The sequence below is a fragment of the Asticcacaulis sp. P2_B1 genome, from assembly GCF_056404915.1.
This window is the reverse complement of sequence record NZ_JBFUDD010000002.1, coordinates 178,143-204,572: the sequence shown is the minus strand read 5'-3', so window position 1 is coordinate 204,572 and position 26,430 is coordinate 178,143. Positions and strand designations below refer to the sequence as shown.

Below are 26,430 nucleotides of genomic sequence, written 5' to 3'. Positions count from 1 at the left end.
CCCCTTAAGAAATAACGCCCTTTCCGCCCGCCAATCCCTTCGGAGCGCCGGTTTTCGGGGTGCCAGCAAACGGCCCGACTCTACTCCGAATCGCCCCAAACCCGCCGAGGCCTGCATACGTATTCCCTTACTCTGCATACGTATACCGATAGCGTCCGCCCGCGACACATGCCCTTTGACGCCAGGGCCAACAGGCCGGATGCACACCATACGGGGACAAACATGCGCTTTCACCTTTCGCGGGCCGCCCTTTGCCTGACATCGGCACTCGCCCTGGCAGCACCTGTTCTGGCCACGCCGGCCGTCGATATGAGAACCGTCGCGCCGGCCAACCCGACCTCTGCCTTGCCGGCCAATTGGAACCGCACAGCCGCCTTTATGGAGATCTTCGTCCGCTCCTATCAGGACAGCGACGGCGACGGCATCGGCGATTTCAACGGCCTGACCAGCCGCCTCGACTATCTCAAGGATCTCGGCATTACCGGCATCTGGCTGATGCCGATCAACCCCAGCACCGACGGCGATCACGGCTACGCCGTCAATGACTACCGCGCCGTCAATCCCGACTATGGCACCCTGGCCGATTTCGACCGCCTGGTCGCCGAAGCCCATAAACGCGGCATCGGCGTCGTCCTCGATCTCGTGCCCAACCACGCAGGCAGCGACAATCCGATCTTCCAGGACGCCGTCGCCTCAAAGACCAGTGCCTACCGCGACTGGTTCCTTTTCCAGGATCGCGACACCAATGCCCAATGGCCCTATCCGTGGTGGCGCAAATCGGGGACCGGTTATTATTACGGCATTTCCGACGACATCATGCCCGACTGGAACCTGCGCAACCCGAAGGTCGTCGCCTATCTCTCAGACAGCATGCGCTTCTGGCTCAACCGCGGCGTCGATGGCTTCCGTGTCGACGCCGTAACGCAACTGATCGAAAACGGTCCCGACGCCTTTCGCGACCAGCCGGAAAACCTCGCCGTCGTCCAGAAACTCAGCGACGTCCTCGACGCCTACGACAACCGCTATCTCGTCTGCGAGGCCAATTTCGCACCGCGCTACTATACCCAATCCTGCCGCAACAGCTTTGCCTTCAAGTCGATGGACGATATCCGCAACAGCGCGCTGAAAGGCACCGCCGAACCCGGCCTGATCGAGCAACTGTCCTACGCTGACCACGACCGCATGCCGCTCGTCCTGCAAAGCCATGACTGGTATGTCGGCGACCGCCTGACCAACCAACTGGGTGTCAATGACGAAGCCGATTACCGCGTCATGGCGGCCATCTCGATCCTGGCCTCGCGCACGCCCTTCACCTATTACGGCGAAGAAATCGGCATGAGCAATGGCGGGACATTTACCGACCCCGGCATCCGCTCGCCCATGAGCTGGACCGCAGTCAAGCAAACCGCCGGCTTCACCACCGCCAAGCCCTATCGCAATCTGGCGATCAATGTCGCCACCCACAATGTCGCGGCCGAAGCCGGCGATCCATCGTCTCTGCTCGAATATTACCGCGCCCTCTATCACGTGCGCCTGGCCCATCCGGTGATCAGCGACGGGAATTTCAAGCTGTTGTCAAAGGCCGGCAACCCAGTTCTCGCGTTCACGCGCTCTAACGATCACGATGCCGCAACCATCGTGATCAACCTGTCGGACAAGGCTCAGGACTACAGCTTGGACGCCGGCACCGGGCTGATCGACGCGCTGGCGAACGGTCCACGTTTAAGCGGCCAGGCCGCGGTTCACCTGCCGCCTAAAACCACAGCCGTGCTCGTCAAGTCTCAGTAATTGAGCTTGGGGTACCAATCCGGAGCGCGGCCTTCGGGCGTCATGTCGAGCACATTCCACAATGGCGCCAGGTCCGGGGCGCCGCGCGGATCCTGGCCGGGGTCCGCTGTCGAGCCGGACATTTCGCCGGACCAGAAGTGGCGGATCGTGCCGCTGCGGCGTGTAAAGACATTGAAGGCCGGAATGTCCGAGCCATCGGGCGTCACGCCGAAATAGTCGCGCGAATAGTTGTCGTTGAGATCGCTATAGAGCCGCAGGTTCTTCCAGCCGCGTTCCTTCTTCCACGCGATCAGGCGCTCGATCGGTGACCGCGCCACAACGACCAGAGACATCTTTTGATCCAGGTCGTTGGCATTGCCTTCCAAGGCGCCGAGCAGATTGACGCACATGGGGCAGGGCCGTTCGCGCTGCGGGCCGAACATGAAGCTGTAGACCCCAAGCGTCAGCTTGTCGCCGAACAGGCCGACGATATCGGTGGTGCCGTCCTCACCTTCAAAGGCGTAATCACCCTGGACCGGACCGCCCGGCGGCAAGGCGCGGCGCTGGGCGGCGACCCGTTCGATATGACGGCGCAGCTCGATCTCCTCGGCCAGCAGGGCCGTCCGGGCGGCGCGGTACTCGTCGCTTTCGTTTCGGATACGGATAGGATTGTCGCGCGCCAAATCCTCTGCGGGCGCCAAGGGTGCCTGGGTGTCGATCATGTCGGCCATGGAAGCATCTCCGTGTGTGTTTCAGCCCGCGGGCAAGATAGCTGCGATACCGCCCGTGGCAACACACGCCGGGTAACGTCTCGGTGACCTGTTTACATTGCCGGCGAACACCCTAAGCTGAAATCCCATTATTCCAAGCTGCGATGACAATGACTCTTCGCGCTTGGCAAGGGCGACCGCCCGTCCGAGCTTATGCGAGGAGCCATGCGGCGCTTGAGCTCAAAAAGATGCCACGGGGGTTATTCATGTGTTTTTCGGCGCCGGTCAGTTTTGCCGCCAGTGCTTTTGTCGCCGGCGCCGGGGTGCTCGCCCTGGGTCAGGCGCCGCAGATCCGCGATAAGCCCTTCGCCAGCGTGCCCCTGCTGTTCGCCACCCAGCAATTTATCGAAGGCGTGCTGTGGCTACTCCTGCCCCAGGGCGGCACCGAACAGGCAACCCACGCCCTGGTTCAGATCTATGCCTTCTTCATCGGTGTCGTCTGGCCGATGATCATCCCGTTCGGCATTATGCTGATCGAGCCCGACCGGGTGCGCAAGCGGATCATGCAGGTCGTGCTGGCGGTCGGCGTGGTGGTTGCGGTCTCGACCTTCCTCATCATCTTGCGCTACGGCGTCTCGGTCCACGTCGTCAATGCCTGCCTGGTCTATACCAATCCGGTGGCCGGCGGACTGCTGGTGCGCTCGGCCTATCTCATCGCCACCTGTGCTGCCTATTTTGTCTCGTCGCACAAGACGGTATTGTGGATCGGCATCGCCAACTTCATCGGCTTCGGCGTCGCGTACAGCTTCTATCACCTCAACTGGCCGTCGGTGTGGTGCTTCTTCGCCGCCATCGTCAGCGCGCTGATCTATTACCATTTCCGCAGGGCGCGAGCGGTGGAGACGGTGCCGGCCTAAGCCAGGTTTTTTGCCGCGCGCTTGGCCCGGCTGGCGGCGATCGCCCCGATCAGCAGGGACAGCAGGACGGCCCAGCCGGCGGCGGTTTCGATGGTCAGGAAATTAAAACTATGCAAACCCAGCTTCATCAGGGCGGCAAGCTCGGCCGCCACACAGGTCAGTTGCCCCAGCACCGCCCATTTCGGCCACGGATGCGGCGTCTTCCAACATAGGAACAAAAAGGCCTGCAGGCAGACCATATCGCTTAGCAGCAGATAGAGGGTGAAATGCTCGCGCTCAATCAGGACGAAGCCAATGGTCAGCAAATAGGCGGCCAAGTAGATAAAGGCGCCGAAGCGCTCCCGCCACGTTCCGACGACAAGGGCGTACAGGCAGACGATGACGACCGCCGCCGCCCCGATCTGGGTCACCAAAGATTGTAACATGCCCGCCCGTCCCCTGACTTGGCCTCTAGACTAATGACCATATCGCAGGGAGCGGACTTGGCAAGTGATTGCGAGTATTAATATGCAACCTGGCGGCGCTGTAGCGGTGGATCACTGGTCACCCCGCCATTGCCAGGATCGCGGGGGTCGGGCTTGTCAACGGGCGGAATAATGGCGCCGGCGCGGATGCCGACCTGTTGCTGCACCAGGCTGAGTCCGCGATGGGCATCGGTCATGTGCTGCTGGGCGGCGTTGAGCGCCATCATGGCCTTCAGCGTGCTTTCATGGACATCGCCTGAGATCATGGCCGACATGCGGACGGCGCGGCGCGAACTGATGTAGGTTTCGATCAGATGAGCGGCCTCGCTGAGCGCCGTGTCGATGGCTTCCTCGGTGACGTGAAGCTGCATGGTCAGCGCCTTGGCGACATTGATCTTTGTCTCTTGAGACATGGGTGAACTTTCTCGTTCATGTACAAGCGTCCGGAAAACGCTGGACCGCCGAAACAATCTAAGATCGCAAGACTTGCAAACCGTGAAAAGATAAGCTCAATCGGCTGTTAACCTTTTATTTATTGGATGCGAATGATCTCGACTGTGGCGCCCGCCACCTGGACCTCGTCGCCGGTCTCCTTGCCCAACAGGGCGCGCGCCAGGGGCGATACATAGGACACGCTGCCGGCAGCAGGATCGGCCTCGTCTTCGCCGACAATGCGAAAGACCTGTTCGCGGCCGTCGTCGCGCGCAATCGTCACGGTGCAGCCGAACACCACGCGTTCCGGCGCCACCACCGGCTCGATGCGCTGAGCTGAGCCCAAACGCGCCGTAAAATAACGCAGATCGCGTGTCGCCCGCGCCATGGCGGTGCGATCGTCGCTGACACTGCCCGACGTTTGGGCGGCGCTATAGGCGGCCTTGGCCAGGGCGAAGTCAGCTTCCAACCGGGCCAGGCCTTCGGGCGTGACCAGGTTAGGATGGGAAGAGACTGGCCGGTCGGGCAGGTTGGCGGCGGCGGCCTCGTGATCTTCATCGCGGGTAAAAGCTACACTCATCTCAACGTCTTAGCACAATCGCGATGAAGAAAAATAAGAACCCGGTAGTTTTTTAGGACTGGGTTGCGAAGCGCCGATAGGGCAGGGCGCCACGCCGGATCATGATGATCCCAGCCAAGGTTTGTCGCGAAAATTTACGGGCGGAAGGCGTAGATATGGCCCGTCAGCCATCCGAGTCACAATCCGAGTCCGTGCCATGTCCAGCCTTGCCTATGCCGATCCGGCTATCGAAATCCCCGCCTATATCCATTGGCCGCAACCGGAAAAGCCGCAGCGCCCTGTTACGCTTTGGGTGACCCTGGGCGTCGCCGCGGTGGTATTTTCCTTAAGTGGCGCCTCCGTCGTGTCGGCATGGAGCCACATGCCGGATATCGACGTATCCGGCGGCACCCCCCAAGTCGCGGCCTATGCGGACATCGCCGGCGATTACGCCACGCCGACTTCGAAACTGGTCACCTTCACACCGCCCAGCGACTATAATGCCAGCGAAGCGCCCGTCGTGCCGGCTGTGTACGATGTCCCCGCCATGCCGGCTTCTGCCGTTCAGTTGAAGGCGGAAACCCGTTTTGACGATGGTGAGTTCGCCGCCCTGATGGGCGGCCCGAGCGACGATGATGCTCCGGCCGCCGACGCGCCCGTCAACGCGGTTTATGCCCCGTCCGAAGCGCTCCCCGACGCCCCTATACCCTACGAATCTCTGAGAGGGGTTTCGGCCGGCGAGAACATCCCCAGCTAAAGCCGTCCCTCTCTTGCGCACATGCCGGACTTGTCGGATAAGTTTCCGCGGTATTCGACAGGGGACCAGTATGGACAGACGGCATCTTTTGCGCGCAGGCCTGGCGGCCGGCACCCTGGCGGCTTTACCGCGTCTGGCGCGGGCGGGCGAAACCGTCGGCCGCATTCGCCTGTCCCCGCCCGAGCTTTTCCGCACCACGGTCTGTCTGCGCCCGTTCCGTGCCATGGGGCCGCGCATCGAAGCCGAACAGGTTGGCCGCAAGACCGTCATCCATAATTACGGCCACGGCGGCAGCGGTTGGTCGTTGTCCTGGGGCTCGGCCGCCGAAGCCGTCCGGCTGGCCATGCAAAACTCGCCAAAAAAGATCGCCGTCATCGGCGCCGGTGCCCTCGGCCTGACCGCCGCCATCACCGCCCAACGCGCCGGCACCGAAGTCACCATCTATGCCCGCGAACGCTTTCCCTTTGTGCGCTCGGCCCGCGCCACCGGCACCTGGACGCCGGATTCGCGCGTCGCCAAGACGGCCTCGGTCGCCGCCGATTTCCCCGACCGTTGGGAGCGCATGGCGCGTACGGCGCTCACCATGCACCAATCCTTTATCGGCCAGGCCGGCAATCCGGTCGAATGGATCGATTCCTATCTCTTGCGCGATCCGCCGGCACCAACCGCGGAACCCGAGGGCGTAGATCCGGGCTTTATCTACCTGACCGACCGTATTCGCCCCACCATGCCGCATTACGCCGCCGTGGATCCCGCCGGCTTGCCGTTTTCGGTGACCGACATCCGCCGCGGCCAGACCATGGCCTTCAATGTCGCCGATTACAGCCATCAGCTCGAGACCGATTTCCTCATCGCCGGCGGCCGCATCGAACATGCCGACTTCCAGACGCCGGCCGACCTGTCGCACGTCAAGGAAAAGGTCCTGATCAACTGCACCGGCTATGGCGCCCGCGCCTTGTTCAAGGACGAAACCATCGTGCCGGTGCGCGGCCAGATCGTCTGGCTGACGCCCCAGGACGACGTCCACTATACCGTCTATTATAACGGTCTGAACATTGTCGGACGCCGCGACGGCATCGTCGTCCAGGAAACCGGTCCGGACGAAAATTTCGGCTGGAACGACGACAATGAGACGGCCGATCCGGTGGCAGCCCAGGCGGCGCTGGAGAAGCTCAAGACCATTTACTCACCTGTCTGAGACTTGCCAATCGCCGGCAAATGTCGATAAGTGACGCGGTGGAGATTATATGATGAAAAGACGGGACCTTATTGCTGCTGGCGCGGCCGTGATCGCAACGACACTGGCCGCGTGCCATAAGCCGGCCGAGCCGGAGGCGCCCGTGGACGAAGCGCCTCCGCCAGCACCCCCGGCGCCGCCACCGCCGCCTCCGCCGGAACCCGATACGGTGACCGTCAGCCTGCAAACCGACAAGGGCGAGATCGTCCTCCTGCTCGAAGCCAAGAAGGCGCCGATTACGGTCGCCAACTTCCTCAAATATGTCGATGCCGGCAAACTGGTCGGCGCTCCGTTCTGGCGGGCGGCTCACTCGGGCGAGTCAGGTTTTATCCAGGCGACGATGAAGGGCCCGACCTTCCCGCCAATCGCCCACGAATCGACCAAGGTCACCGGCCTGTCCCACACCAGCGGCGCCGTCTCGATGTCGCGCTTCGCCCCAGGCACGGCGACGGCCGACTTCGTCATCTGTGTCGGCGACAATACCTATATGGACTTTGGCCGCAACGGCTCCGACGACCATCTGGGCTACGCCGCCTTCGGCCATGTCGTCAAGGGTATGGGCGTGGTGCGCAGCATCCTGGCCGGCCGCATCGACAGCCATACACGTGAAGGCGGCTGGTCGGGCCAGATGCTGAAAAAGCCGGTCATTATCCAGTCGGCGACCCGCGTTGCTCCGGCGCCGGTCGCTGTCGAGGCGGCCTCCGCGGTCGCGTCGAGTTAAGTAAGGATTGATCCGCAGATCGACCTATTTCTTAAACCGGGTTGTCGAAGGACTCCGCCAGCGGCGAGAACAGCTTCGGCCCACTCTCGGTCATATGCCAGCAGTCTTCCAGCCGGATACCGAATTCGCCTGGGATATACAAACCCGGTTCGTCGGAGAAACACATCCCCGCTTGCAAGGGCGTCATGTCGCCGTGGACCAGATACGGCGATTCATGGCCTTCCAGCCCGATACCGTGGCCGGTCCTGTGCGGCAGGCCGGGCAGGTGATAGCCCGGTCCCCAGCCTTCCTTTTCATAAAAGGCGCGCACCGCGTCGTCGATCGCCCCCACCGGCACGCCGATCTTGGCGGTTTCCAGCGCCACATCCTGGCCGCGGCGGACCGTCTCCCACACCTTGCGCTGCTTGGCGCTGGGCGTGCCGAAGACCCAGCTGCGCGACATGTCGGATTGATAGCCATGCACGGTGCAGCCGCAGTCCATCAGGATGACAGAGCCGTCGCGCACGGTCTGCGGCTGTTTTGAACCATGCGGATAGGCGCTGGCCTCATTCAGCAGAACCAGCGAAAACTCCGACGGACCGCCCAGCAATCCCGTCGTCTTGTCCATCAGGTCGGCGATATCATGGGTCGTCACGCCCGTTTTGACCTGGCCATGGACATAGCGCAGCGCCGCCAGGGTGATGTCATTGGCCACCTGCATCAGGGCCAGCTCGGCCGGCGACTTGATCTGGCGGCAGGCATTGACCAGGGCGACACCGGACACGACGGTGAGGCCGGGATTGGCGCGGCGTAAGCCATCGACGATAAACAGACGCGTCGTCGCCTCGAAGGCCAGCTTACCCTCGCTCAGCTTGCGATCGCTGAGGCCCCGCGCCAGGAAGACTGTCGGATCTTCGTCCTCGTTCCATGGCCGGACGTCAGCAGGAATGGCCAGACTTTCGCGCACCGATGGCTCTTCGAAAGCCGGAGTGACGATGATCGGATCGCCGTCCGCCGGTAGAATCGCCGCGGTGACGCGCTCGGACCGCCACCACTGCACGCCGGTGAAATAGTCGAGCGTCGGGCCGCTTTCGACGATCAGGGCGCCGACGCCCTGGGCCTGCATCAGGCCCTGCAGCTTGGCAATCCGCGCCAGGCGTTCAGCAACGGTAATGGCGACAGCGCCGGTACTCATGGAGCTCAGAGCCGGTGCCGCCGAAACGCGCGTCGCGACGGCTGTCGCCGCCACACCGGCCAAAAACAGGCGCTTGGTTATCATGGCATCTCCCCCAGGGCCGCCTGCGCCTTCTTCGTCAAACTGCCGCGAATAAGGCGATAGGATTCCACGATCCGGGCACGCAATTCGTCGTGATATGTCCCATTTCAGGCGGACCCACGACCGATGCAGATAGGGCGCACGTTCGGCAATGCCCACGTCGATCAACATCTGGGCCGTTTCGATATCGCGCGTCTTGACGGACACGCCTAGGGACATGGCGCCGGTCAGGGCAAACATCTTGCCGCCGACCTTCCAGGCATCGTGGCCGCCGCCCCACGGGTCGGAAACTTCGGCGCCGGGCAGGGTAGCACACAGGGTATTGACGGTCTCACGGCTCATGGCCGGACGCTAACCCGCGGGAGGCAAACCCGCAAGGGCCGGCTGTTAACCTTCGTGACCGGGTTGTTAATCTTTTAGCAATTTGCTACAGCTAAAAACTTATCAGTTCTTTATTTTGTCGAGACGCGTACATGTCTTTTGTTGAAAAGCTGCTGATGCCGAAGAAGCTGATGATCGCCGGTTGGGTGATGATCGCTACGCTCTTCCTGGCCATATGCTTCCAGTATTATACCGGTATCGAAACCGCGAAACTGGTCAAATCGGTTTTCTATTACCTGGTGCTCGACTATATCTGGGCCTCGATCCGCCGCGATTTTTTCCCCGGTTCTTGACGCACCGACTCTAGTTACCGTTCGTATGGCTATGCGTCGTCCGCTGCCCGATTGGTGAATTCAGCTGCGCACAAACCTGCGCTGTTACACTGGTCGTGTTTGTGATATCATAGAGAACGCCGATATTCGCCTTTCCCGCTAATTCGCGGTTATTTATCGGAAATTCGGCTTTCGTCGCCGCCCCTTAATCCCAAATTAACCCACCACTGGGAAATTACTGCCTAGTAGCAGAGGCATGACGGCGCAATCGTCCTGTCCAGCCATGGTGATAGGGCAGAGACCACGTGGAGTCATTCTTTAATAGTTTGCGTCAATTCGGCATCGGCCGGCTGACCGCGATTCTGGGTGCTGCGGCCGGCGTTGCCGCTGTGATGGCGGCTATCATCCTCAATGTCAGCGCCCAGCCGCAATCCCTGCTCTATTCGAATCTCGATCTCAAGGAAGCGTCGGAAATCACCACCAACCTCTCCCAGGCCGGCATCAAATACGAGGCCAAGGGCGATGGGTCGGTGATCATGGTCGCCCGCGACGATGTCGCCAAGGCGCGCATGATGCTGGCCTCGAAAGGCCTGCCGACGGCCGCCAGCGTCGGCTATGAAATCTTCGATAACGCCCCGGCATTGGGCCAGACCGAATTCGTCCAGAACCTCGATAATCAGCGCGCCCTCGAAGGCGAGCTGGCACGTACCATCGGCACCTTGCGCGGTATTTCGTCGGCGCGCGTCCACCTGGTCATGCCCAAGCGCGAGCTGTTCAGCGACGAGGCCGAACAGCCGACGGCTTCGGTCGTGCTGGGCCTTTCCGGTTCCGACTTGAACGGTGACCAGGTCGCCGCCATCCGCAACCTGATCGCAGGCGCCGTGCCCAATCTCAAGGCCGACAATGTTACCGTTGTCGACGACCGCAACCACTTGCTGGCGGCGCCGGGCGACGACGGACTGCTGAGCGGCGCCGGCGCGGCGCACAAGAACGAGGTCGAGGATACGATGCGCAAGCGTATCATGGACATCGTCGAAGGCGTCGTCGGGCCGGGCGCCGCCCGCGTGACCGTCACCGCCGACCTCGACCCGACCTCGACGACCAAGGAACAGGTGCAATACGATCCCGACGGTCAGGTCGTGCGTTCGACCAGCACCAATTCGACCGCCGACACCTCTCCCGACCCCAATGGTGGCGGTCAAACCACGGCTTCGGCCAATATTCCGAACACCCAGATCGCGCCGACGATTTCGACCATCGCCGCCAGCAAGAGCACCCAGGATTCGGAAGTTACCAATTTCGAGATATCGACCACCAAGACGACCACCGTCACGGCGCCGGGCGAACTGCGCAAACTGGCCGTCGCGGTCGTGGTTGACGGCATCTCCACCCCCGCCAAGGACGGCAAGGGCCCCGACACCTATGCCCCGCGTTCCGTCGAGGACATGCAGAAGATCCGCGACCTGGTCTCGGCCGCGGTCGGTATCGACGCCCAGCGCGGCGACCAGCTCCAGGTTCTCAATGTCCGCTTCAGCCACGCCGCCCTCGACGGCGCGGGCACCTCGGCGAAATCGTCGATGTTCGATTTCGACAAGAACGACATCATGCGCGCCGCCGAAATGGCCGTCCTGTTCATCGTCGCCCTGCTGACTATCTTCCTGGTCGCCCGCCCGTTGCTGAAGTTCATCGGCGGCAACGGCACCAACTTCCTCGCCCAGGCCAATGGCGGCGCCCTGTCCGGTCCTGGCGGCCAACTGGCCATGGCCGGCGGGGTATCCGGTCCGTCTCTCGCCTTCACGCCGGCTGAAAACATTGCCGCAACGGGCCTCGTGCCCTCTCAGGAACAGGAACAACGCATCGACATCGCGCGCATCGAAGGCCAGGTCAAGGCGTCTTCGGTCAAGAAGGTATCCGAGTTTGTGGACCGCCACCCTGATGAATCGGTATCGATTCTCCGGGCCTGGCTGCACGAAAGCTAGAGATGGCGATGGCCCGGAAGAATCTGATTGATGATGCAAAACGATTAAGCGGGGTCGAGAAGGCCGCCGTCGTCCTGCTGTCGCTCGGCGAGGACCACGTCGCCCTATGGCAGGCGCTCGACGAAGAAGAGATCAAGGAGATCTCCCAGGCCATGTCGTCGCTCGGCACGGTCGCAGCCAATGTCGTCGAAGAGCTCCTGGTCGAATTCGTATCGGGCATGAGCAATTCCGGCACCATTATGGGCTCGTTCGAACAGACCCAGCGTCTGTTGGGCTCCTTCCTGCCGCCGGAAAAAGTCGAAGCCCTGATGGAAGAAATCCGCGGTCCGGCCGGCCGCACCATGTGGGACAAGCTGGGCAACGTCAACGAAGCGGTGCTGGCCAACTACCTCAAGAACGAATACCCGCAAACCGTCGCCGTCGTGCTGTCGAAGATCAAGGCCGACCACGCCGCGCGCGTCCTGTCGTCCTTGCCGGAAGATTTTGCGCTCGAATGCGTCCAGCGCATGTTGCGCATGGAGCCGGTCCAGCGGGAAATCCTCGACAAGATCGAACAGACCCTGCGTGTCGAATTCATGTCGAACCTGGCGCGCACCTCCAAGCGCGACTCGCACGAACTGATGGCCGAAATCTTCAACAATTTCGACCGTCAGACCGAAAGCCGCTTCGTTGCCGCCCTGGAAGAACGCAACCGCGAATCCGCCGAACGCATCCGCGCCCTGATGTTCGTCTTCGAAGACCTGTCCAAGCTCGATCCGGGCGGGGTGCAAACCCTGCTGCGCGCTGTCGAAAAGGATCAGCTGGCCCTGGCGCTCAAGGGCTCGTCGGACAGCTTGCGCGACATGTTCATGTCCAACATGTCCGAACGCGCCGCCAAGATCATGCGCGACGATATGGAATCGATGGGCCCGGTGCGTCTGAAGGACGTCGACGCCGCCCAGATGGCCATGGTCCAGGTCGCCAAGGATCTCGCCGCCAAGGGCGAAATCATGCTGGCCGGTCAGGGAGGCGATGATGAACTTATTTATTAACGTCTCCGGCGCTCTCATTATCTTCGGGAAGGCCGTGGCATGACCATCAATACCCAGGAACACAAGAAATTCGAGTTCGGCACCGTCTTCGGCGATGGCGGGCGCGTCGTGTCGACGCCGGCGCCGCGCGAAAAGAAGTTCTTCACCCCCGAAGAGGTCGAGGCCGTCCGCAAACAGGCCCTGGCCCAGGGCGAGAACTCGGCCCTGGCACGCGCGCAAATGGCTCAGGCCGCCGCCGTTCAGGACCTGGCCAATGCGGCGCAACAAGGCCTGCACGGCCTGACCGACGCCATCCACGCCCACAAGGAGGCGGCGGTCAAGCTGGCGCTGGCCTGTGCCCAGAAGATCGCCTGCGAAGCTCTCGACCGCTTCCCGGAGGCGCCGATGACGGCCGCCCTCGAAGCCCTCGGCCAGGAAATCGAGCTGGCCTCGCGTCTGGTCCTCTATGCCGCCGACCCGTCCGAGGAGCTGAAAGCCGCCGCCCTGGAAGCGTCCGCCCTGTCGGGCTTCGGCGGTCACATCACGTTCCGCGACAAGCCGTCCCTGCCGAAAGGCGCTTTCGAGGTCGCCTGGAGCGACGGCCGCGCTGAATTCAATCCGCAACAGGTGTTCGACGCGCTCGAACACGCCCTGACCGAGGCCATGGAGGCCGAGGTCTATCATCAGAACCGGACGCGTCATGACGCGCCTGAAGTTTAGGTATAGAAAGTAACGCCATGGCCGATCTGGGCTTGGAAGATTTCGCAGAAGGCGGCCCGATCTCGGGTCCCGAAGACGACGGCGACAAGGCGGCGGCCGATCTGGCGCCTGTCTTCGATGTGCCCGTCAACATCTCGGCGGTGCTGGGCAAATCCTATATGTCGGTGTCGCAGCTGTTGAAGCTGGGCCAGGGCAGCGTCCTGGAACTGGACCGCAAGGTCGGCGAAGCCATCGATATCTATGTCAATAACCGCCTGGTGGCGCGTGGCGAGGTCGTCGTTGTCGACGACCGGCTGGGTGTGACCATGACGGAAATCATCAAATCCGAAGACGCGAGCAGTTAAGATGAGACTTTTGGTTGTTGGAAAATTGAGCGGTCAGTTGTCCGTCGCCGTCAAGATGGCCATGGACACAGGCGCGAAGGTCGCCCATGTCGATACCTGCACGGCGGCCACCGAAGCCCTGCGCAAGGGCCAGGGCGCCGACCTGCTGATGGTCGATTACGAGCTCGATATCAAGTCGCTGATCGAAGCCAATGAGCGCGAGCACATCTTCGTCACGGTGGTGGCGTGCGGCGTCAATCCGGACCCGCGCAAGGCGGCTTTCGCCATCTCGGCCGGCGCCAAGGAATTCATCCCGCTGCCGCCCGATGCCGAGCTGATCGCCGCCGTCCTGGCCGCCGTCACCGATGACTCAAGGCCTTTGGTCACCAATGACCCGTCCATGCTGGCTGTGCTGAAACTGGCCGATCAGGTGGCGGCGTCCGACGCCTCGATCCTGATCACCGGCGAAAGCGGCGTCGGCAAGGAGGTCATGGCGCGCTACCTGCACGAAAAGAGCCGGCGCGCCCAGCGTCCGTTCATTTCGGTCAACTGCGCCGCCATTCCCGATAACCTGTTGGAATCCGAGCTGTTCGGCCACGAAAAGGGCGCCTTCACCGGCGCCATGGCGCGGCGCATCGGCAAGTTCGAAGAGGCTGACGGCGGCACCCTTCTGCTCGACGAAATCTCCGAAATGGACACGCGTTTGCAGGCCAAGCTGCTGCGCGCCCTGCAGGAGCGTATCATCGACCGCGTCGGTGGCGCCAAGCCCGTGCCGGTCAATATCCGCGTCCTGGCGACGTCCAACCGCAACCTGGTCGCCGCCGTCAAGGACGGGTCGTTCCGCGAAGACCTGCTCTATCGCCTGAATGTCATCAACCTGGCCATTCCGCCGTTGCGCGAACGCCCGGCCGATATCCTGGCCCTGTCGGAATTCTTCGCCAAGAAATATTCCGAAGCCAATGCCATTCCATTGAAGCCGATCGGGCTGGAAGCCAAGCGCCGGCTGCAGGCCCATGCCTGGCCCGGTAATGTGCGTGAGCTCGAAAACGCGATGCACCGCGCCGTTCTGTTGTCGTCCGGCTCCGAAATCGACGCTGACGCTATCCGCTTACCGGACGGTCAACCGTTGAATCCGGTGGCGCCGATCGGCTCGGACTATGTCGGCCGCATCTCGCTGGCTGCCGAGTCGGCGGCGCGGAGCTTTGTCGGATCGACGGTCGCCGAGGTCGAGCAAAAGCTGATCATCGACACGCTCAACCATTGCTTCGGCAACCGGACCCATGCCGCCAATATCCTCGGCATCTCGATCCGGACGCTGCGCAATAAATTGAACGAATATTCGGCTGCGGGGATCAGCGTCCCGGCGCCGCAATCGGGCGCCAGCGCGGCCTGAGGTTTTCGACGACGAGTACCACCAGGGCGCCGACCGCATAACAGGCGAGGTCTTTCAGATCGAAGACCCCGCCAAGCACGACGCGCGCCAGGCGGCTGTGACTTAAGCCCAATGCATCGAGCATATGGAATAGTTGCGCGAACTCGATGGCGGCGGCTACGCCCAAGGTGATGATCACGGCCGGCAAGACGGGCAGGGGCGTGACGGCACGCAAACCGAGATAGACCAGCACCACCGCCAGGACATCGCCGATATAGGGCCGGACCAGATCGTCGTGGACGAACAGGGCGATCAGCACTTCGATGGTGAAGATGACAGCGCCGGCCAGGGCGTAAAACAGACGGTTTTGCATCCCGGCAACCTAGGGCGCTCACGAGGGTTTGACAATCGGCCTCGTTTCGGAGCGCCGCGGTCCTTAGGCCCGGTCAAAATTTTCGCTCCGAATGGTGAAAGCCAAGGCCAGCAAGGCCTGAAGCGGCATGGCCGGGGAGATTCGGAGTGGCCTGGGCGGGTTTTCAGGAAAGGCCGCGCTCCGAATGTCAGATGTGGCCTCTCAGTGTATTGTTTGAGTGGTAATATAATACTCTTAAAACTGTGCCAAAGCCTGTTCTTTTCGGGGAAACTGGGATTTTTGGGGCGATTGTTGACGGCGGCGGTTGCCGCGCACGGGCCACGCTCCGAACGGCCGGCACTCCGAAATGAAGGCCTCGTGGAATGGCTTGAGTGCGACGACATCGCAGACCAGGACGCCGACCTTGTAATGCACCATCAATTCGGTCAGGCGCTGGCCGTCAATGACGCAGCAAGGGCAGCATGACCGCCTGGTAGTCGGGCACAGCGTCTGTCATAATACCCCCGTCGTCTTGGCCAGTTCCATGGCCACCTTGCGGAACTTGGCCAGGGCCAGTTCCAGGTTCTCGACGATCTCCAGAGCCACCTCTTCGGGTGGCGGCAGGCTGTCGGGATCGACATGGCCGTCGTCCTTCAGCCAGAAGATGTCGAGATTGAACTTGTCGCGCGCCGCCAGGTCGTCATAACTATAGCGATGAAAGCGCTCGGTTTCCTGGCGCAGATGGCGGCGATGGGCGGGCTCATAGGACGCGACGAAGTCGTTCAGGTCGTCACGCTTCAGCGGCCGTTCGCGCAAGGTAAACCGGGAATTGGTGCGCAGATCGTAGACCCATAAATCCTTAGTCGCGACATGCTCGCCACCGGCGACCTTGTCAAAGAACAGCACATTGGCCTTGACGCCCTGCTTGTAGAAGATACCGGTCGGCAGGCGCAACAGGGTGTGAAAGTTGAAATCGCGCAGCAACCGCTTACGCAAGGCCTCGCCGGCGCCGCCTTCGAACAATACATTGTCGGGCAAGACCACCGCCGCCGTGCCGCCGGGCTTCAAGATGGTCATGATATGCTGGAGGAAGTTGAGCTGCTTGTTGCCGGTGGTGACGGTGAAATCCTCACGAACATAGTCTTCGCGCTCGGTTTCGATATCGCCTTCATTATTGACGATGCGGAAAGACTGGCGCTTGCCGAACGGCGGGTTGGCCAGGACCATATCGAAGCGCTCGCCGGTATCCGACAACAAGGCGTCGCGCGCCTCGACCGGTGAGGTGGCGCCGCCGATGCCGTGCAGATACAGGTTCATGGCGCACAGGCGCACGACCTCGGCAACGATATCATAGCCCTTGAAACCGTTCTGGCGCATCTCCTGGGAAATACGACGGTCCTGGGCTGCCGGCTTGACCTTCATATGCTCGTAGGCGGCCAGCAAAAAGCCGCCCGTGCCGCAGGCCGGATCGCACACCGTCTGACCGGGTTGCGGATCGACGGCGTCGACCATGGCATGGATCAGGGCGCGCGGGGTGAAATACTGGCCGGCGCCGCTCTTGACCTCGCCGGCATTGCGCTCCAACAGGCCTTCATAGATGGCGCCCTTGGTATCGACATTAATCCCCATCCAGGTTTCGCCGTCGATCAAGCTGACCAGGCGTTGCAGCTTGGCCGGGTCGTTGATCTTACTTTCGGCCTTGAGAAACAGGGTGCCGACAATGTCGCTGCGTTTGGACAGGGTGGTGAGCGCGTCCTTGTAATGGCTTTCCAGCGCCTCGCCGGAGCGGGCGCGCAGGGTCGACCACTGATATTCCGCCGGGATCATCGACGGCTCGCCCAAAAGCGTGGTGCGCTCCTCGTCCATCTTGAGGAACAGGAGATAGCTTATCTGACCGACATAGTCGCCATAACTGATGCCCTGATCGCGCAGCACATGGGCATAGTTCCAGACCTTGGAAACGAGGGTGGCTTCGTTCATATCAGTTTTCCTCGGAAGGCGGCGGACAGGATGGATTGGCGGAGGTCATTTAGCGGCTTAATGTCAGTCAATGGCTCCGTCGCACCCGCAAACTGAAACCCAGCATTGATTAAATCTACGATCTGATGCTGTTCAGATGCACCAGGAAGCGCCACTGGCATTTGCCTAAACAATTCAAGCGTAATTTTTTGCTGAGCGACCCCTTTTGTCTTACTCTTGATCCATGCTTTCCCCCAAAAAGAGTTGATCCACGCTTCAAGGAAATCAGCACTGGCGTAAGGATGGTGCCGCCAACGGATACAGTCAGCGGTGATAATCGCAGGGGCAAGGTCTGGATATTTTGCGACATCGCCGGGTGGGTCACCCATCTTGGTAACGAGGATATCGCCAGGCAAAGCCGTATGGGCGCACAACTGTTTAGCTTTCTCTGGGCTCACAAATTGCGGACGTGTACCTTTGAAGTCCTTTGTCCTGATATGACGGACGAAGATAAGAGGAACGCCAGACTCTTGGTAATCCGAAACCTTAAGATCACTTCCGAAGGGGCCAATTACGATCTGACCGCGGCCTCCGTTCGTCAAAATCTCCGTCGTTGTCCAAACCCAGCCCGCTGGTAATTCAGGAAGATCACTAGTGTCTAGATCAGGGGTGCTAATGTATTTTTTCTTACGGTTCTTCGGATCCTCTTCCCACTGCTTTCGACGATCGGCCATAATGTGACCGAGGAGGTCTTGTCCGGTTTCAGCATGAGGATTTTCGCGTCGCCAACCGACGGTCAGTTCGCCTGTAACCGCCGCCTTCAACAATGCCTGGCGATAGGTCTCAACGCCGGATCGTGCGCCCCCGAGTGCGACTTCACCGTCGTCAATTTCTGCGAAGAGATCAATAATGCGCTTAACGAGCGCTTCTTGAACGTCTCGCGGCGGGACTGGGATAGCGAGTGACCGCAAAAATTCAGTCGGGACACGCATTTGTCCAGCGCTGCCTGACATGTTACGCCTTGCTTCCTCACGCAATGCACGACGGACAAGGTAGTAAAAAATGTATTCGGGGCAAAGTTGTTCGGAACGAATAACGTGAAATTCGGTTGAACCGGCTGCTGCATTTCCCGCCACCGGCGGGACAATCGCCACCTTACCGTTTTCCATGCAAGGTGTAATCTTGGCGAATATAACGTCGTCAGGCTGAAACCGCGTAAAGCCTTTTGAAACCTGGGACATTGGCCGCATTTCGGTCAGCCTTACGCTTCCGCTTTCCTCAGAGACGGCAGCCATCGGAATGAACGACACAGGCGTTTCGGGCGAAAGATGCGAAAAATCGGTTCGCGGGTTAATTTCTGCGATATCCCCCAATCGCTCCCAGCGCCAGCCTTCCGGCAGGTCCCAAGGCCCTTCCACAGGCTCCGCCGACGCCGCGACCGTGCGTTTTTTTATTGCCACTCGCTATCCCCTTAAGCCACCAAAGCTCCGGTCAGATCGTCGATCAGTTGCGGCAACCGGTCGCCGAACGCCTGACGGGCCGCCACGACGCCGCCAAGATCGGAAAACGCCGGCTGGTCCTGCAGGTCGGCGAGCGAGATGTCAATATTTGCCGCCAAATGATCGCGCACGGCGTCGAGCCAGGCGAGCTGACCCGGGCTATAGGTCCTGCCGGCCTTGGCTTCACGTCCCAGCCACAGATTGAAGCGGCCGGCCATGTCGGCCGACATTGGGGTGAGACTGTCCTGTTGATGCAGGGCAAAGCGCACCAGGGCGACGACATCGGTCAGGACGCGGCCGGGATCGCTTTTGATCATGCCGCCCGACAGCCGTTTATAGGCGCCCCACACGGCGATGGGCTCGAGCAGCCACGGCGGACGCGCCATGGCGCGGCGCAGGTCTTCGAGGCTGTCATAGGTCAGGCGTTTTTGCGCGTGCGGCTTGGCATAGAGGATCGACAGGGCGGTGATTTCGTCCTGGTTTTCGGCCAGGAAGTTTTCGAACCTTTCGGTCATGGCGCGGGCGGCGCGTTCGTCGAAGACATGCGAGATCACCGCGTCGCGGCTATAGTCGTCGATGACGACCTCGCTTTGCGTCTTCAGTTCGATTAGCAGCTTGCGCAGGCTGGGATTGTCGCTGAGCGGGCGCAGGGCCTCGGCGCGCATACGGGCGGCTGTGGCGTCGAATTGGGCATCGCTGACCGGCGGCGTATGTTCGCGCGCCGCCGCCTCTTCTATGCGGTCATTGTCGAGACTGGCCAGCAGGCCGGCGGCTATATCGGCCAGGGTCAGGCCGTTGGCCTTGTCGACGACCAGCGCCTGATCCGGGGCGCCGAGATGGCGGTCCAGTATCGACAAACGTACGGCCAGGGTCGAAACCAGGTCCGGATCGTGGCGGCCGCTGGCGGCATGTTGCAGCAGCTTGTCGAAGGCCACCGTGCGCTGCTTTTCCAGCGGCGCGGAAATGGTCTTGGCGCTTTCCGAGACGCCGACAGCGTCGATCAGGATGAACTTGTCCTTGGTACGGGCGTCGGGCGTGACATTCATCAGGTCGGCCGGATTGACGGTACGCACGCCGCGCCCCTTCATCTGCTCGAAATAGAGCGCCGAACGGACGTCGCGCATGAAGATCAGCACCTCCACCGGCTTGATATCGGTGCCGGTGGCGATCATGTCGACGGTGACGGCGATACGCGGATTGTACTGATTGCGGAATTCCGAGATCAGGTCTTCGGGCGATACACCGGTGACGCGATAGGTGATCTTCTTGGCGAACTCATTGCCCTTGTCAAAGACTTCACGGGCAATGTGGACGATTTCCTCAGCATGGTGATCGTCCTTGGCGAAGATCAAGGTCTTGGGGACTTCGCTGCGGCCGGGAAAGAGTTCGGTCGGCAAGGTATCGCGGAAGGTTTCCAACACGGTGCGGATCTGGTTGGTCGACACGACCGACCGGTCCAGTTCGACCGGCGCGTAGACCAGATCGTCCATCAATTCTTCATAGCGCTGACGCCGGGTATGGCGGTCGCGTTTCGGCACGACAAAGCCCGCCGGCACACGACTGCCGCGCTCGCCGATCTGGGTGCGAATACGGAAGACTTCGAAGGGGACATTGACCTTGTCGATGACCGAACGTTCATAGGGATATTCAGCGACCATATTGCGCTGGAAATAGCCCAGGGTGTGGGCCGAAGGTGTAGCGGTCAGACCGATCTGGAAGGCGTCGAAATAGTCGAGGATCTGGCGCCAGCGGCCATAGATCGACCTGTGGCATTCGTCGATAATGACGATGTCGAAGGTTTCCGGCGGCATGCGCGCATTGTAAACCACCTCTTCCGGCGCGCCGTTCGTTTCGCTCTCGAAGGCGCTGATTTCTTCGTCTTCTTCCGACAGCTCGCGGCCGGTCAGTTGCGAGAACACACGCTGGATGGTCGAGATAACGACCTTGGCGTCGGTATCGAGGCCGGCGGGACCCAGACGCTGAACGTTGTAGAGTTCGGTAAACAGGTGACCGGTGCCGGGCGGACGGTAGGCCTGGAATTCCTTCAGGGTCTGGCGTCCGAGATTGTTACGGTCGACAAGGAACAGCACGCGTTTGGCATTGGCGTGGGCCAGCAGGCGATAGGCCGTCGTGGCGGCCGTGAAGGTCTTGCCGGCGCCCATGGTCATCTGGATCAGCGCCTTGGGCCGGCCGGCGGCCAGGGATTCCTCCAAGGCGGCGATAGCCTCGATCTGGCAATCGCGCAGCCCGTCCGTCACCAACGGCGGCATGTGGGTCAGGCGGTCGCGCAAGGGGGCTCCACCCAGCAGCAGGCCTTGCAGGCTGTCCGGGCGCGGAAAACTGAAAATACGGCGCGAGCGTTGTTCCGGGTCGTCGCGGTCGCTGAATTGGGTCTCCGAGCCGCTGGCTTCGTAATCAAAGCGCAGGGGATCGCCCCAGTTAGCGAGATGGCTCGGCAGTCGTTGTTGATAGCCCTTAGATTGTTCGGCGACGCCCGACAGGGTCGTGCCTTCTGGTTTAGCCTCGATGACCCCGCACGCCTTGCGGTCGACAAACAAAAGATAATCGCACGGACCGGTAGACAGCGGGTATTCACGAACCGCAACGCCTAGACCGGCCCCGAGGTTCATTTCGTCACGATCCTGGATCACCCATCCTGCCGCCTGCAGCTGGAAGTCTATGAGTCGGCGGGCTTTTTCTTCAGGCGTGGCCATAAGCACGGACTATGTACGGCATGTCGGTGAAATGCAACCGCAGTCATTTTATGCGGCGACGGCGATTGCGCAGGATAATGCCGGCGGCAAACACATATTCAACCGTCAGCCGGCCCCCTCCGTCAGTGACTTCGCACTGACACCTCCCCCGTTTCGCACTGCGTGCTCACAAGGGAGGAGAAGGGGAGCGGCCACGGACGTTCGTCTCGGTTTGTGCCAGGCGCCGACGTGGGCCGGGCGGGCGAGGCGGTAGTCCGGCGGCGATTGCGGGGTGTTTTGAGGCGGATAAACGGGCTTTGGGAGCGGTTTTGAGGCTCTCCAGGCGCCTTTGGATGCATCAAAGGCGGTAATTGTGTTCGGAATTGCAGGGTAATTTCGAACAGGGGCGGGGTGAAATGGTGTTTTGCGGGCCAAACCGGGAAAAAGTTCATCCATTTTCATCCATTTAATTTGGCTAGCCCACACCGGCGGCCTTGCGCAGTTTCTACGGTCAGCAGACCCCCTTCCCCCTTCGCCAAGGCTTCGGGCGACAGGCCATTGCGGACTTCGTTTGCAAGCGCAAACGACCGCCGCGCCTTGCGCGAATCGGACAGGGATGACGCTCTGTGTATCAAATTGGCGCTCCACGGCTTTGCAGAGCGCGATCCGGCGTAAAGAGAGGCGGCGGCAAAATATTGCGTTATTTTGGGAAATGTTGAAAATATTTCAACTGCGAATCGATTGTAAAGCGCTGACGGTAACTCGATAATATATTGAATAATCATAATAATTTCACCGTAATTTTGAACTTTTAAAATCATGAAGTAAAACAAATTGCCCGAAAATGGCGGAAGTTGTCGCAAAAGTGACTTAATTGATACATGTGCAAATGAAACGGTTAAAAATGCGACGAAATCTTGACCAAAATTTCAACAGAAGCCTAACTCTGGTTCGACAGCCCTTAAGTGCTGGTAATTTGGCTTGGCCAATAGCGACTTCGGAGAATGAAATGAAGAGACGACCCTTACGTGCTGGGCTTCTGGCCACCACGACTTTTTGCGCGGTCATCGGCGCTGCAGCCATGGTGCCGGCGATGGCTTCGGCCCAGGATGCCGCGCCGGCGGCGGACGCCGCACCTACGGAAGTTATCGTTACCGGCTCGATTCTGCGCAAAAAGAATCTGACCTCGATCTCGCCGCTGACCGTTCTCGGCTCCGCCGACCTGGAAAAGCGCGGTGTCACCACCATTGAAAGCGCCGTGCAAAACCTTGCCGGGAACAACGGTGGCGCGATGAACAACAATTGGTCCTCAGCCGGTGGTTTCGCGGCGGGTGCTTCGGGCATTTCGTTGCGCGGCCTGACCACCAACTCGACCCTGGTTCTGGTCGACGGCATGCGCCTGACCTACTATCCGCTGGCCGACGACGCCACGCGGAACTTCGTCGATCTCAACACCATTCCCGACGCCATTATCGACCGTATCGAAGTTCTGCAGGACGGCGCGTCCTCGACCTACGGTGCCGATGCCATCGCCGGCGTCGTCAACGTCATCACCAAGAAGCAGTTCACCGGCTTCAGCGGCAAGGCCACGGTCGGCTCGGCCGAGCATAAGGGCGCCGGTGTTGCCGCCATCTCGGGCATCTGGGGCAAGGGCGACCTGTCCGCCGACGGTTATAACTTCTATGTCAGCGCTGAATTCCAAAAGGACGAAGCCCTGCGCGCCGCCGACGCCGGCTTCCCCTATAACACCGCCAATCAAAGCTCGGTTTGCGCGCCCAGCGTCTATCGTGAAACCGATCCGCACCACTCAGGGGTCAATGCCGCGGGCTATACCTGCCGCACCAACGGTATTGTCAACGGCCTGCAATTCACCGGCGCCCTCGCCAGTGTCGGTTCGACCACCGTCGCGACCGTTCGTCCTTTCGACGCCACCAATTCGACGGCCATGGGCAACTGGCAACTGCTGAACCCGGCTCTGGGCTGCGGCGATCTCACGCCGATTACCCTGGCTGCCGGCCAAACCATCGCCGGCACGGCCGTGGGCACTACGCTCTGCCAGCTCGACGCCACCAACAAGTACAATGTCGTCCAGCCTGAAGACACCCGCAAGAGCCTCTCGGCCCGCTTCACCAAGAACTTCAGCGACACGACGCAAGGCTATGTCGAAGTCAACCTCTATCAAAACGAAGTTGCTTACGGCGGCCGCGGTGGTCCTCGCACCATCCAGTCCGTGACGACGCCAGGCGCCGCCGGTACATCGGTCAGCCTTGCCGGCATTGCCTTGCCGGTTTATGTTTGCCCGCGCGGCACGACGGTTGCCTGTACGGCCTCCAACGGTACGCTCAACGCACAAAATCCGTTCGCCGGCCTGGGTCAGGTTGCCCGTATCAACTATCTGTTCGGCGATCTGCCCTACATGATTTCGACCGATTCCCGGACCTATCGCCTCGCCACCGGCTTGAGCGGCACGGCGTTTGACTGGAAATATAATGTCGATTTCACGGCCGACAAATCCGAGCTCGATTATGACAAGACCGGGGTGCCGAATCTTCAACATATCAGGGACGTCGTCGCTGACGGTTCCTACAATTTTATGGATCCCTCCCAGAACAGCCAGGCGGTCCGCGACTATGTGGCGCCTAAGGTGCACCAGCACTCCGATTCGGAACTTGTCCAGCTCCAGGCATCGGCTTCGCGCGACTTGATGAGCCTGGCCGGCGGTCCGCTCCAGCTCGGTTTGGGAACTTCGTTCCGCTATGAACGCGTCAACAATCCCAGCATCAACCCCGATCGGCCCGGCGCCAACCCCTATGATCGCTACAGCAATGCGTCGAACCCCTTTGGCGCCGTCGGCTTCCGCCACGTCACCTCGGCCTATTTCGAAATCGATGCGCCGTTCACACCGACCTGGGATGTCAATCTTGGCGGCCGTTACGACGACTATTCGACCGGCTTCAGCAATTTCTCGCCGAAGATCTCCAGTTCCTGGAAGGTTTTCGACACTTTGACCCTCCGCGGCACATTCTCGAAGGGCTTCCGCGCACCGTCGATCGCCGAAAACAACTCCGATCCGTCGACCGGCTTCGTCACGCTCCAGGCCCCGACCAGCTTCCAGGAAGCCCATGGCAATAACGGTTACGGCGCCAGCTATTCGCTGGGCTTGACCACCGTTGCCGCCAAGGATCTGAAGCCGGAAACCTCCGACGGCACCACGCTTGGCTTCGTCTGGCAGGCGACCAAGAACATCGCCTTCACGGTCGACTACTTCAAGATCCACAAGAAGGGCGTTATTGCCGGCGGCGACTATACCCATGCCATCGCAGCCTATTTTGCCGGCACGGCCATTCCCGAGGGCTTTACCGTCACGCCCGGCGTGGTCGATCCGCTCAACCCGACCCTGCTGGCCACGCCAGGCTTCGTGCAATACGGCCTGGTCAATCTGAACTCTCAGGACATCGCCGGCATGGATGCCTCGGTGTTTGGCCGCTTCAATCTCGGTTCGGTCAAGTGGACGTCATCGCTCGACGCCAGCTATATCCAGTACTACACGCAGTCCTATGAAGACGGCACCACGCAACGTTACGACGGCACGCTGGGCAACAATCAGATTACCTCGGGTTCGGGTACGCCCAAGCTCAAGGGCAACTGGACCAACAGCTTCGACTTCGGCAAGGCCACCCTCGCCGCCACCATCTACTACACCAGTGGTTATAAGGCGATCGCCACCGACAATGGCGACGACTACTACGGCACCTGTGCCGCGGGTAGCACGGCGGTCAAATATCGCGACGGTGCAACGGTCGTTAATTGTAACGTCGCCGGCTTTGCCGCCATGGATCTGCATGGCTCGTATAAGCTGACCGAAAATTACACGATCATGCTGGACGTCCTGAATGCATTCGCCACCAGGGCGCCTTACGATCCGTCCGGCACCTACGGCATTTCGTTGTATAACCCTGCCTTCACCAGCAGCGGCATGATGGGCCGTTACTGGAAACTCACCGGCAAGGTTACATTCTAACGAATAGGCGCGTTAGAATGAGAAGGCGGCGCCGTTTCGGCGCCGCTTTTTTTGCGCTGTATACTTAGCCATTGTGCTTAGTATTCCTTTATGATACTTAGCCTTATGGAACACTATTCCGAACAGCTGAGCGGCGTTTTTCAGGCTCTCGCCGATCCGACGCGGCGGGCCGTTCTCGGGCGGTTGGGCGAGGGGCCGGCCAGTATCGGCGAGCTGGCGCGGCCGTTCGACATGGCTCTGCCGTCCTTCATGAAACATATCCGTATGCTGGAGGGCACGGGGCTTATCCGCACGCGCAAGGTCGGCCGGGTGCGCACCTGCGTCCTCGAAACCCAGGCCCTGAGCGCGGCCGAAACCTGGTTGTCGGCCCAGCGCGCCCTGTGGGAAGGCCGCACCGACCGGCTTGAGCAATTTGTTACCCGCACCAAGGACACACCATGACCGCCATCGATCCGAAACTCGACCTGACCATTTCGCGGATTATCAAGGCGCCGCGCGCCGCCATCTGGGACGCCTGGGCCAATCCGCGCAGTTTCGAGCAATGGTGGATTCCGGCGCCGACCCTGTGCCGGGTAGTGGAGATGGACATGCGGCCCGGCGGCGCCTTTGTCACCCAGATGAGCGATGACGGCGGCGCCTTCGTCCCCCACGTCAACGGCTGTTTCCTGGCCGTCGAGCAGGGCCATCGCATTGTCTTTACCAATTCGCTGCTGGGCGGCTGGCGACCGGCCGAGCACGGGTTCATGACGGCGGTCATCACCATGACCGACCATGCCGACGGCACCGACTATGCCGCCCATGCCATGCACAAGAATCAAGCCGACCGCGACACCCACGAAGAGATGGGCTTTTTCGACGGCTGGGGTACCTGCATCGCGCAATTGGCGGCCTTCGTGGAGCAAAAGACTTAACCGCTCTTAACCACTTGTTCACTACGCACAGGGTAATTTTTGCCGAGTTCCGTTGGCGCGGAACCCAACCGACACGGTTTTGCGTTTTGTAACTTGGAGGCCGTGTTGGCTAACGCTCC

General features: G+C 60.9%; 24 protein-coding genes. 14 read left to right on the top strand and 10 right to left on the bottom strand.

Annotated features, from left to right (window positions below):
* Positions 1-222: 222 nt before the first annotated feature.
* Positions 223-1,788: an alpha-amylase family glycosyl hydrolase gene (locus tag AC1DX3_RS05315; RefSeq protein ID WP_476988206.1), complete on the top strand. Its 1,566-nt coding sequence runs from the start codon at positions 223-225 to the stop codon at positions 1,786-1,788.
* On the opposite strand, the gene AC1DX3_RS05310 is transcribed toward AC1DX3_RS05315, so the two are convergent.
* On the bottom strand, positions 1,782-2,498 hold the full coding sequence (locus AC1DX3_RS05310; RefSeq protein WP_476988205.1) for a DUF899 family protein: 717 nt from the start codon (positions 2,496-2,498) through the stop codon (positions 1,782-1,784). The two genes, AC1DX3_RS05315 and AC1DX3_RS05310, sit on opposite strands and share 7 nt — an antisense overlap.
* 245 nt (positions 2,499-2,743) lie before the next feature.
* Here AC1DX3_RS05310 and AC1DX3_RS05305 point away from each other — a divergent pair, with 245 nt between their 5' ends.
* Positions 2,744-3,394 carry a DUF6629 family protein gene (locus tag AC1DX3_RS05305; protein ID WP_476988204.1) on the top strand — a complete coding sequence of 217 codons (651 nt, stop codon included), beginning with the start codon at positions 2,744-2,746 and terminating at the stop codon, positions 3,392-3,394.
* Here AC1DX3_RS05305 and AC1DX3_RS05300 read toward each other — a convergent pair.
* From AC1DX3_RS05300 to greA, 3 genes are all read right to left on the bottom strand, one after another.
* Complete coding sequence (locus AC1DX3_RS05300; protein WP_476988203.1) at positions 3,391-3,819, bottom strand: hypothetical protein; 429 nt, start codon at positions 3,817-3,819, stop codon at positions 3,391-3,393. The genes AC1DX3_RS05305 and AC1DX3_RS05300 overlap by 4 nt on opposite strands.
* A gap of 77 nt (positions 3,820-3,896) precedes the next feature.
* A complete protein-coding gene (locus tag AC1DX3_RS05295) occupies positions 3,897-4,271 on the bottom strand; it encodes a hypothetical protein (protein ID WP_476988202.1) in 375 nt (124 codons plus the stop codon).
* 119 nt (positions 4,272-4,390) lie between these two features.
* Positions 4,391-4,870, bottom strand: coding sequence for a transcription elongation factor GreA (gene greA / locus AC1DX3_RS05290; RefSeq protein ID WP_476988201.1), 480 nt, complete (start codon positions 4,868-4,870; stop codon positions 4,391-4,393).
* Positions 4,871-5,066: 196 nt separating this feature from the next.
* On the opposite strand from greA, the gene AC1DX3_RS05285 reads away from it, so the two are divergent.
* The 3 genes from AC1DX3_RS05285 (at position 5,067) to AC1DX3_RS05275 (ending at position 7,564) form a co-directional block, all read left to right on the top strand.
* Entirely contained in the window at positions 5,067-5,606 is a 540-nt protein-coding gene (locus AC1DX3_RS05285; RefSeq protein WP_476988200.1) for a hypothetical protein, read from the top strand.
* A 70-nt stretch (positions 5,607-5,676) separates the two neighbouring features.
* Entirely contained in the window at positions 5,677-6,804 is a 1,128-nt protein-coding gene (locus AC1DX3_RS05280; RefSeq protein ID WP_476988199.1) for an FAD-dependent oxidoreductase, read from the top strand.
* A gap of 49 nt (positions 6,805-6,853) precedes the next feature.
* On the top strand, positions 6,854-7,564 hold the full coding sequence (locus tag AC1DX3_RS05275) for a peptidylprolyl isomerase (protein WP_476988198.1): 711 nt from the start codon (positions 6,854-6,856) through the stop codon (positions 7,562-7,564).
* Positions 7,565-7,595: 31 nt separating this feature from the next.
* Here the strand turns inward: AC1DX3_RS05275 and AC1DX3_RS05270 are convergent, their stop codons facing one another.
* Positions 7,596-9,161: a M24 family metallopeptidase gene (locus AC1DX3_RS05270; protein ID WP_476988197.1), complete on the bottom strand. Its 1,566-nt coding sequence runs from the start codon at positions 9,159-9,161 to the stop codon at positions 7,596-7,598.
* A gap of 131 nt (positions 9,162-9,292) precedes the next feature.
* Here AC1DX3_RS05270 and AC1DX3_RS05265 point away from each other — a divergent pair, with 131 nt between their 5' ends.
* The 6 genes from AC1DX3_RS05265 (at position 9,293) to flbD (ending at position 14,897) form a co-directional block, all read left to right on the top strand.
* Positions 9,293-9,493, top strand: a complete 201-nt coding sequence (locus tag AC1DX3_RS05265) for a hypothetical protein (RefSeq protein WP_476988196.1) — start codon at positions 9,293-9,295, stop codon at positions 9,491-9,493.
* Positions 9,494-9,777: 284 nt separating this feature from the next.
* Complete coding sequence (fliF, locus tag AC1DX3_RS05260) at positions 9,778-11,451, top strand: flagellar basal-body MS-ring/collar protein FliF (protein WP_476988195.1); 1,674 nt, start codon at positions 9,778-9,780, stop codon at positions 11,449-11,451.
* Positions 11,452-11,459: 8 nt separating this feature from the next.
* Positions 11,460-12,482: a flagellar motor switch protein FliG gene (gene fliG, locus AC1DX3_RS05255; protein ID WP_476988194.1), complete on the top strand. Its 1,023-nt coding sequence runs from the start codon at positions 11,460-11,462 to the stop codon at positions 12,480-12,482.
* Positions 12,483-12,521: 39 nt separating this feature from the next.
* The gene (locus AC1DX3_RS05250; protein ID WP_476988193.1) at positions 12,522-13,181 is read left to right on the top strand and encodes a FliH/SctL family protein; all 660 of its coding nucleotides are present in this window, start codon (positions 12,522-12,524) and stop codon (positions 13,179-13,181) included.
* Positions 13,182-13,198: 17 nt separating this feature from the next.
* On the top strand, positions 13,199-13,525 hold the full coding sequence (gene fliN / locus AC1DX3_RS05245; protein WP_476988192.1) for a flagellar motor switch protein FliN: 327 nt from the start codon (positions 13,199-13,201) through the stop codon (positions 13,523-13,525).
* Between the two features lies 1 nt (position 13,526).
* Entirely contained in the window at positions 13,527-14,897 is a 1,371-nt protein-coding gene (flbD, locus tag AC1DX3_RS05240) for a sigma-54-dependent transcriptional regulator FlbD (RefSeq protein ID WP_476988191.1), read from the top strand.
* On the opposite strand, the gene AC1DX3_RS05235 is transcribed toward flbD, so the two are convergent.
* From AC1DX3_RS05235 to AC1DX3_RS05215, 5 genes are all read right to left on the bottom strand, one after another.
* A complete protein-coding gene (locus tag AC1DX3_RS05235) occupies positions 14,857-15,249 on the bottom strand; it encodes a ribosomal maturation YjgA family protein (protein WP_476988190.1) in 393 nt (130 codons plus the stop codon). The two genes, flbD and AC1DX3_RS05235, sit on opposite strands and share 41 nt — an antisense overlap.
* A gap of 492 nt (positions 15,250-15,741) precedes the next feature.
* Positions 15,742-17,208 carry a class I SAM-dependent DNA methyltransferase gene (locus AC1DX3_RS05230; protein WP_476988189.1) on the bottom strand — a complete coding sequence of 489 codons (1,467 nt, stop codon included), beginning with the start codon at positions 17,206-17,208 and terminating at the stop codon, positions 15,742-15,744.
* Positions 17,205-18,647 carry a restriction endonuclease subunit S gene (locus tag AC1DX3_RS05225; protein WP_476988188.1) on the bottom strand — a complete coding sequence of 481 codons (1,443 nt, stop codon included), beginning with the start codon at positions 18,645-18,647 and terminating at the stop codon, positions 17,205-17,207. The genes AC1DX3_RS05230 and AC1DX3_RS05225 overlap by 4 nt, the downstream gene beginning before the upstream one ends.
* Positions 18,648-18,658: 11 nt before the next feature.
* The gene (locus tag AC1DX3_RS05220; protein WP_476988187.1) at positions 18,659-21,337 is read right to left on the bottom strand and encodes a type I restriction endonuclease subunit R; all 2,679 of its coding nucleotides are present in this window, start codon (positions 21,335-21,337) and stop codon (positions 18,659-18,661) included.
* Between the two features lie 500 nt (positions 21,338-21,837).
* Positions 21,838-22,200: a hypothetical protein gene (locus AC1DX3_RS05215; protein WP_476988186.1), complete on the bottom strand. Its 363-nt coding sequence runs from the start codon at positions 22,198-22,200 to the stop codon at positions 21,838-21,840.
* Between the two features lie 188 nt (positions 22,201-22,388).
* Between AC1DX3_RS05215 and AC1DX3_RS05210 the strand changes: the two genes are divergently transcribed.
* From AC1DX3_RS05210 to AC1DX3_RS05200, 3 genes are all read left to right on the top strand, one after another.
* Positions 22,389-25,400, top strand: coding sequence for a TonB-dependent receptor plug domain-containing protein (locus AC1DX3_RS05210; RefSeq protein ID WP_476988185.1), 3,012 nt, complete (start codon positions 22,389-22,391; stop codon positions 25,398-25,400).
* Between the two features lie 105 nt (positions 25,401-25,505).
* Entirely contained in the window at positions 25,506-25,841 is a 336-nt protein-coding gene (locus tag AC1DX3_RS05205) for an ArsR/SmtB family transcription factor (RefSeq protein WP_476988184.1), read from the top strand.
* The gene (locus AC1DX3_RS05200) at positions 25,838-26,311 is read left to right on the top strand and encodes an SRPBCC family protein (protein ID WP_476988183.1); all 474 of its coding nucleotides are present in this window, start codon (positions 25,838-25,840) and stop codon (positions 26,309-26,311) included. Before AC1DX3_RS05205 ends, AC1DX3_RS05200 begins: the two co-directional genes overlap by 4 nt.
* Positions 26,312-26,430: the final 119 nt, after the last annotated feature.

Bases quoted from the DNA above. Each gene is read 5' to 3' on its own strand.
- fliN (WP_476988192.1), top strand. From the start codon at position 13,199: ATGGCCGATCTGGGCTTGGAAGATTTCGCAGAAGGCGGCCCGATCTCG.
- fliG (WP_476988194.1), top strand. From the start codon at position 11,460: ATGGCCCGGAAGAATCTGATTGATGATGCAAAACGATTAAGCGGGGTC.
- AC1DX3_RS05230 (WP_476988189.1), bottom strand. From the start codon at position 17,208: ATGAACGAAGCCACCCTCGTTTCCAAGGTCTGGAACTATGCCCATGTG.
- AC1DX3_RS05200 (WP_476988183.1), top strand. From the start codon at position 25,838: ATGACCGCCATCGATCCGAAACTCGACCTGACCATTTCGCGGATTATC.
- AC1DX3_RS05265 (WP_476988196.1), top strand. From the start codon at position 9,293: ATGTCTTTTGTTGAAAAGCTGCTGATGCCGAAGAAGCTGATGATCGCC.
- flbD (WP_476988191.1), top strand. From the start codon at position 13,527: ATGAGACTTTTGGTTGTTGGAAAATTGAGCGGTCAGTTGTCCGTCGCC.
- AC1DX3_RS05310 (WP_476988205.1), bottom strand. From the start codon at position 2,498: ATGGCCGACATGATCGACACCCAGGCACCCTTGGCGCCCGCAGAGGAT.
- AC1DX3_RS05205 (WP_476988184.1), top strand. From the start codon at position 25,506: ATGGAACACTATTCCGAACAGCTGAGCGGCGTTTTTCAGGCTCTCGCC.
- greA (WP_476988201.1), bottom strand. From the start codon at position 4,870: ATGAGTGTAGCTTTTACCCGCGATGAAGATCACGAGGCCGCCGCCGCC.
- AC1DX3_RS05270 (WP_476988197.1), bottom strand. From the start codon at position 9,161: ATGAGCCGTGAGACCGTCAATACCCTGTGTGCTACCCTGCCCGGCGCC.
- AC1DX3_RS05285 (WP_476988200.1), top strand. From the start codon at position 5,067: ATGTCCAGCCTTGCCTATGCCGATCCGGCTATCGAAATCCCCGCCTAT.
- AC1DX3_RS05280 (WP_476988199.1), top strand. From the start codon at position 5,677: ATGGACAGACGGCATCTTTTGCGCGCAGGCCTGGCGGCCGGCACCCTG.
- AC1DX3_RS05300 (WP_476988203.1), bottom strand. From the start codon at position 3,819: ATGTTACAATCTTTGGTGACCCAGATCGGGGCGGCGGCGGTCGTCATC.
- AC1DX3_RS05295 (WP_476988202.1), bottom strand. From the start codon at position 4,271: ATGTCTCAAGAGACAAAGATCAATGTCGCCAAGGCGCTGACCATGCAG.
- AC1DX3_RS05215 (WP_476988186.1), bottom strand. From the start codon at position 22,200: ATGATTTTAAAAGTTCAAAATTACGGTGAAATTATTATGATTATTCAA.
- AC1DX3_RS05250 (WP_476988193.1), top strand. From the start codon at position 12,522: ATGACCATCAATACCCAGGAACACAAGAAATTCGAGTTCGGCACCGTC.
- AC1DX3_RS05315 (WP_476988206.1), top strand. From the start codon at position 223: ATGCGCTTTCACCTTTCGCGGGCCGCCCTTTGCCTGACATCGGCACTC.
- AC1DX3_RS05305 (WP_476988204.1), top strand. From the start codon at position 2,744: ATGTGTTTTTCGGCGCCGGTCAGTTTTGCCGCCAGTGCTTTTGTCGCC.
- AC1DX3_RS05275 (WP_476988198.1), top strand. From the start codon at position 6,854: ATGATGAAAAGACGGGACCTTATTGCTGCTGGCGCGGCCGTGATCGCA.
- AC1DX3_RS05235 (WP_476988190.1), bottom strand. From the start codon at position 15,249: ATGCAAAACCGTCTGTTTTACGCCCTGGCCGGCGCTGTCATCTTCACC.
- AC1DX3_RS05210 (WP_476988185.1), top strand. From the start codon at position 22,389: ATGAAGAGACGACCCTTACGTGCTGGGCTTCTGGCCACCACGACTTTT.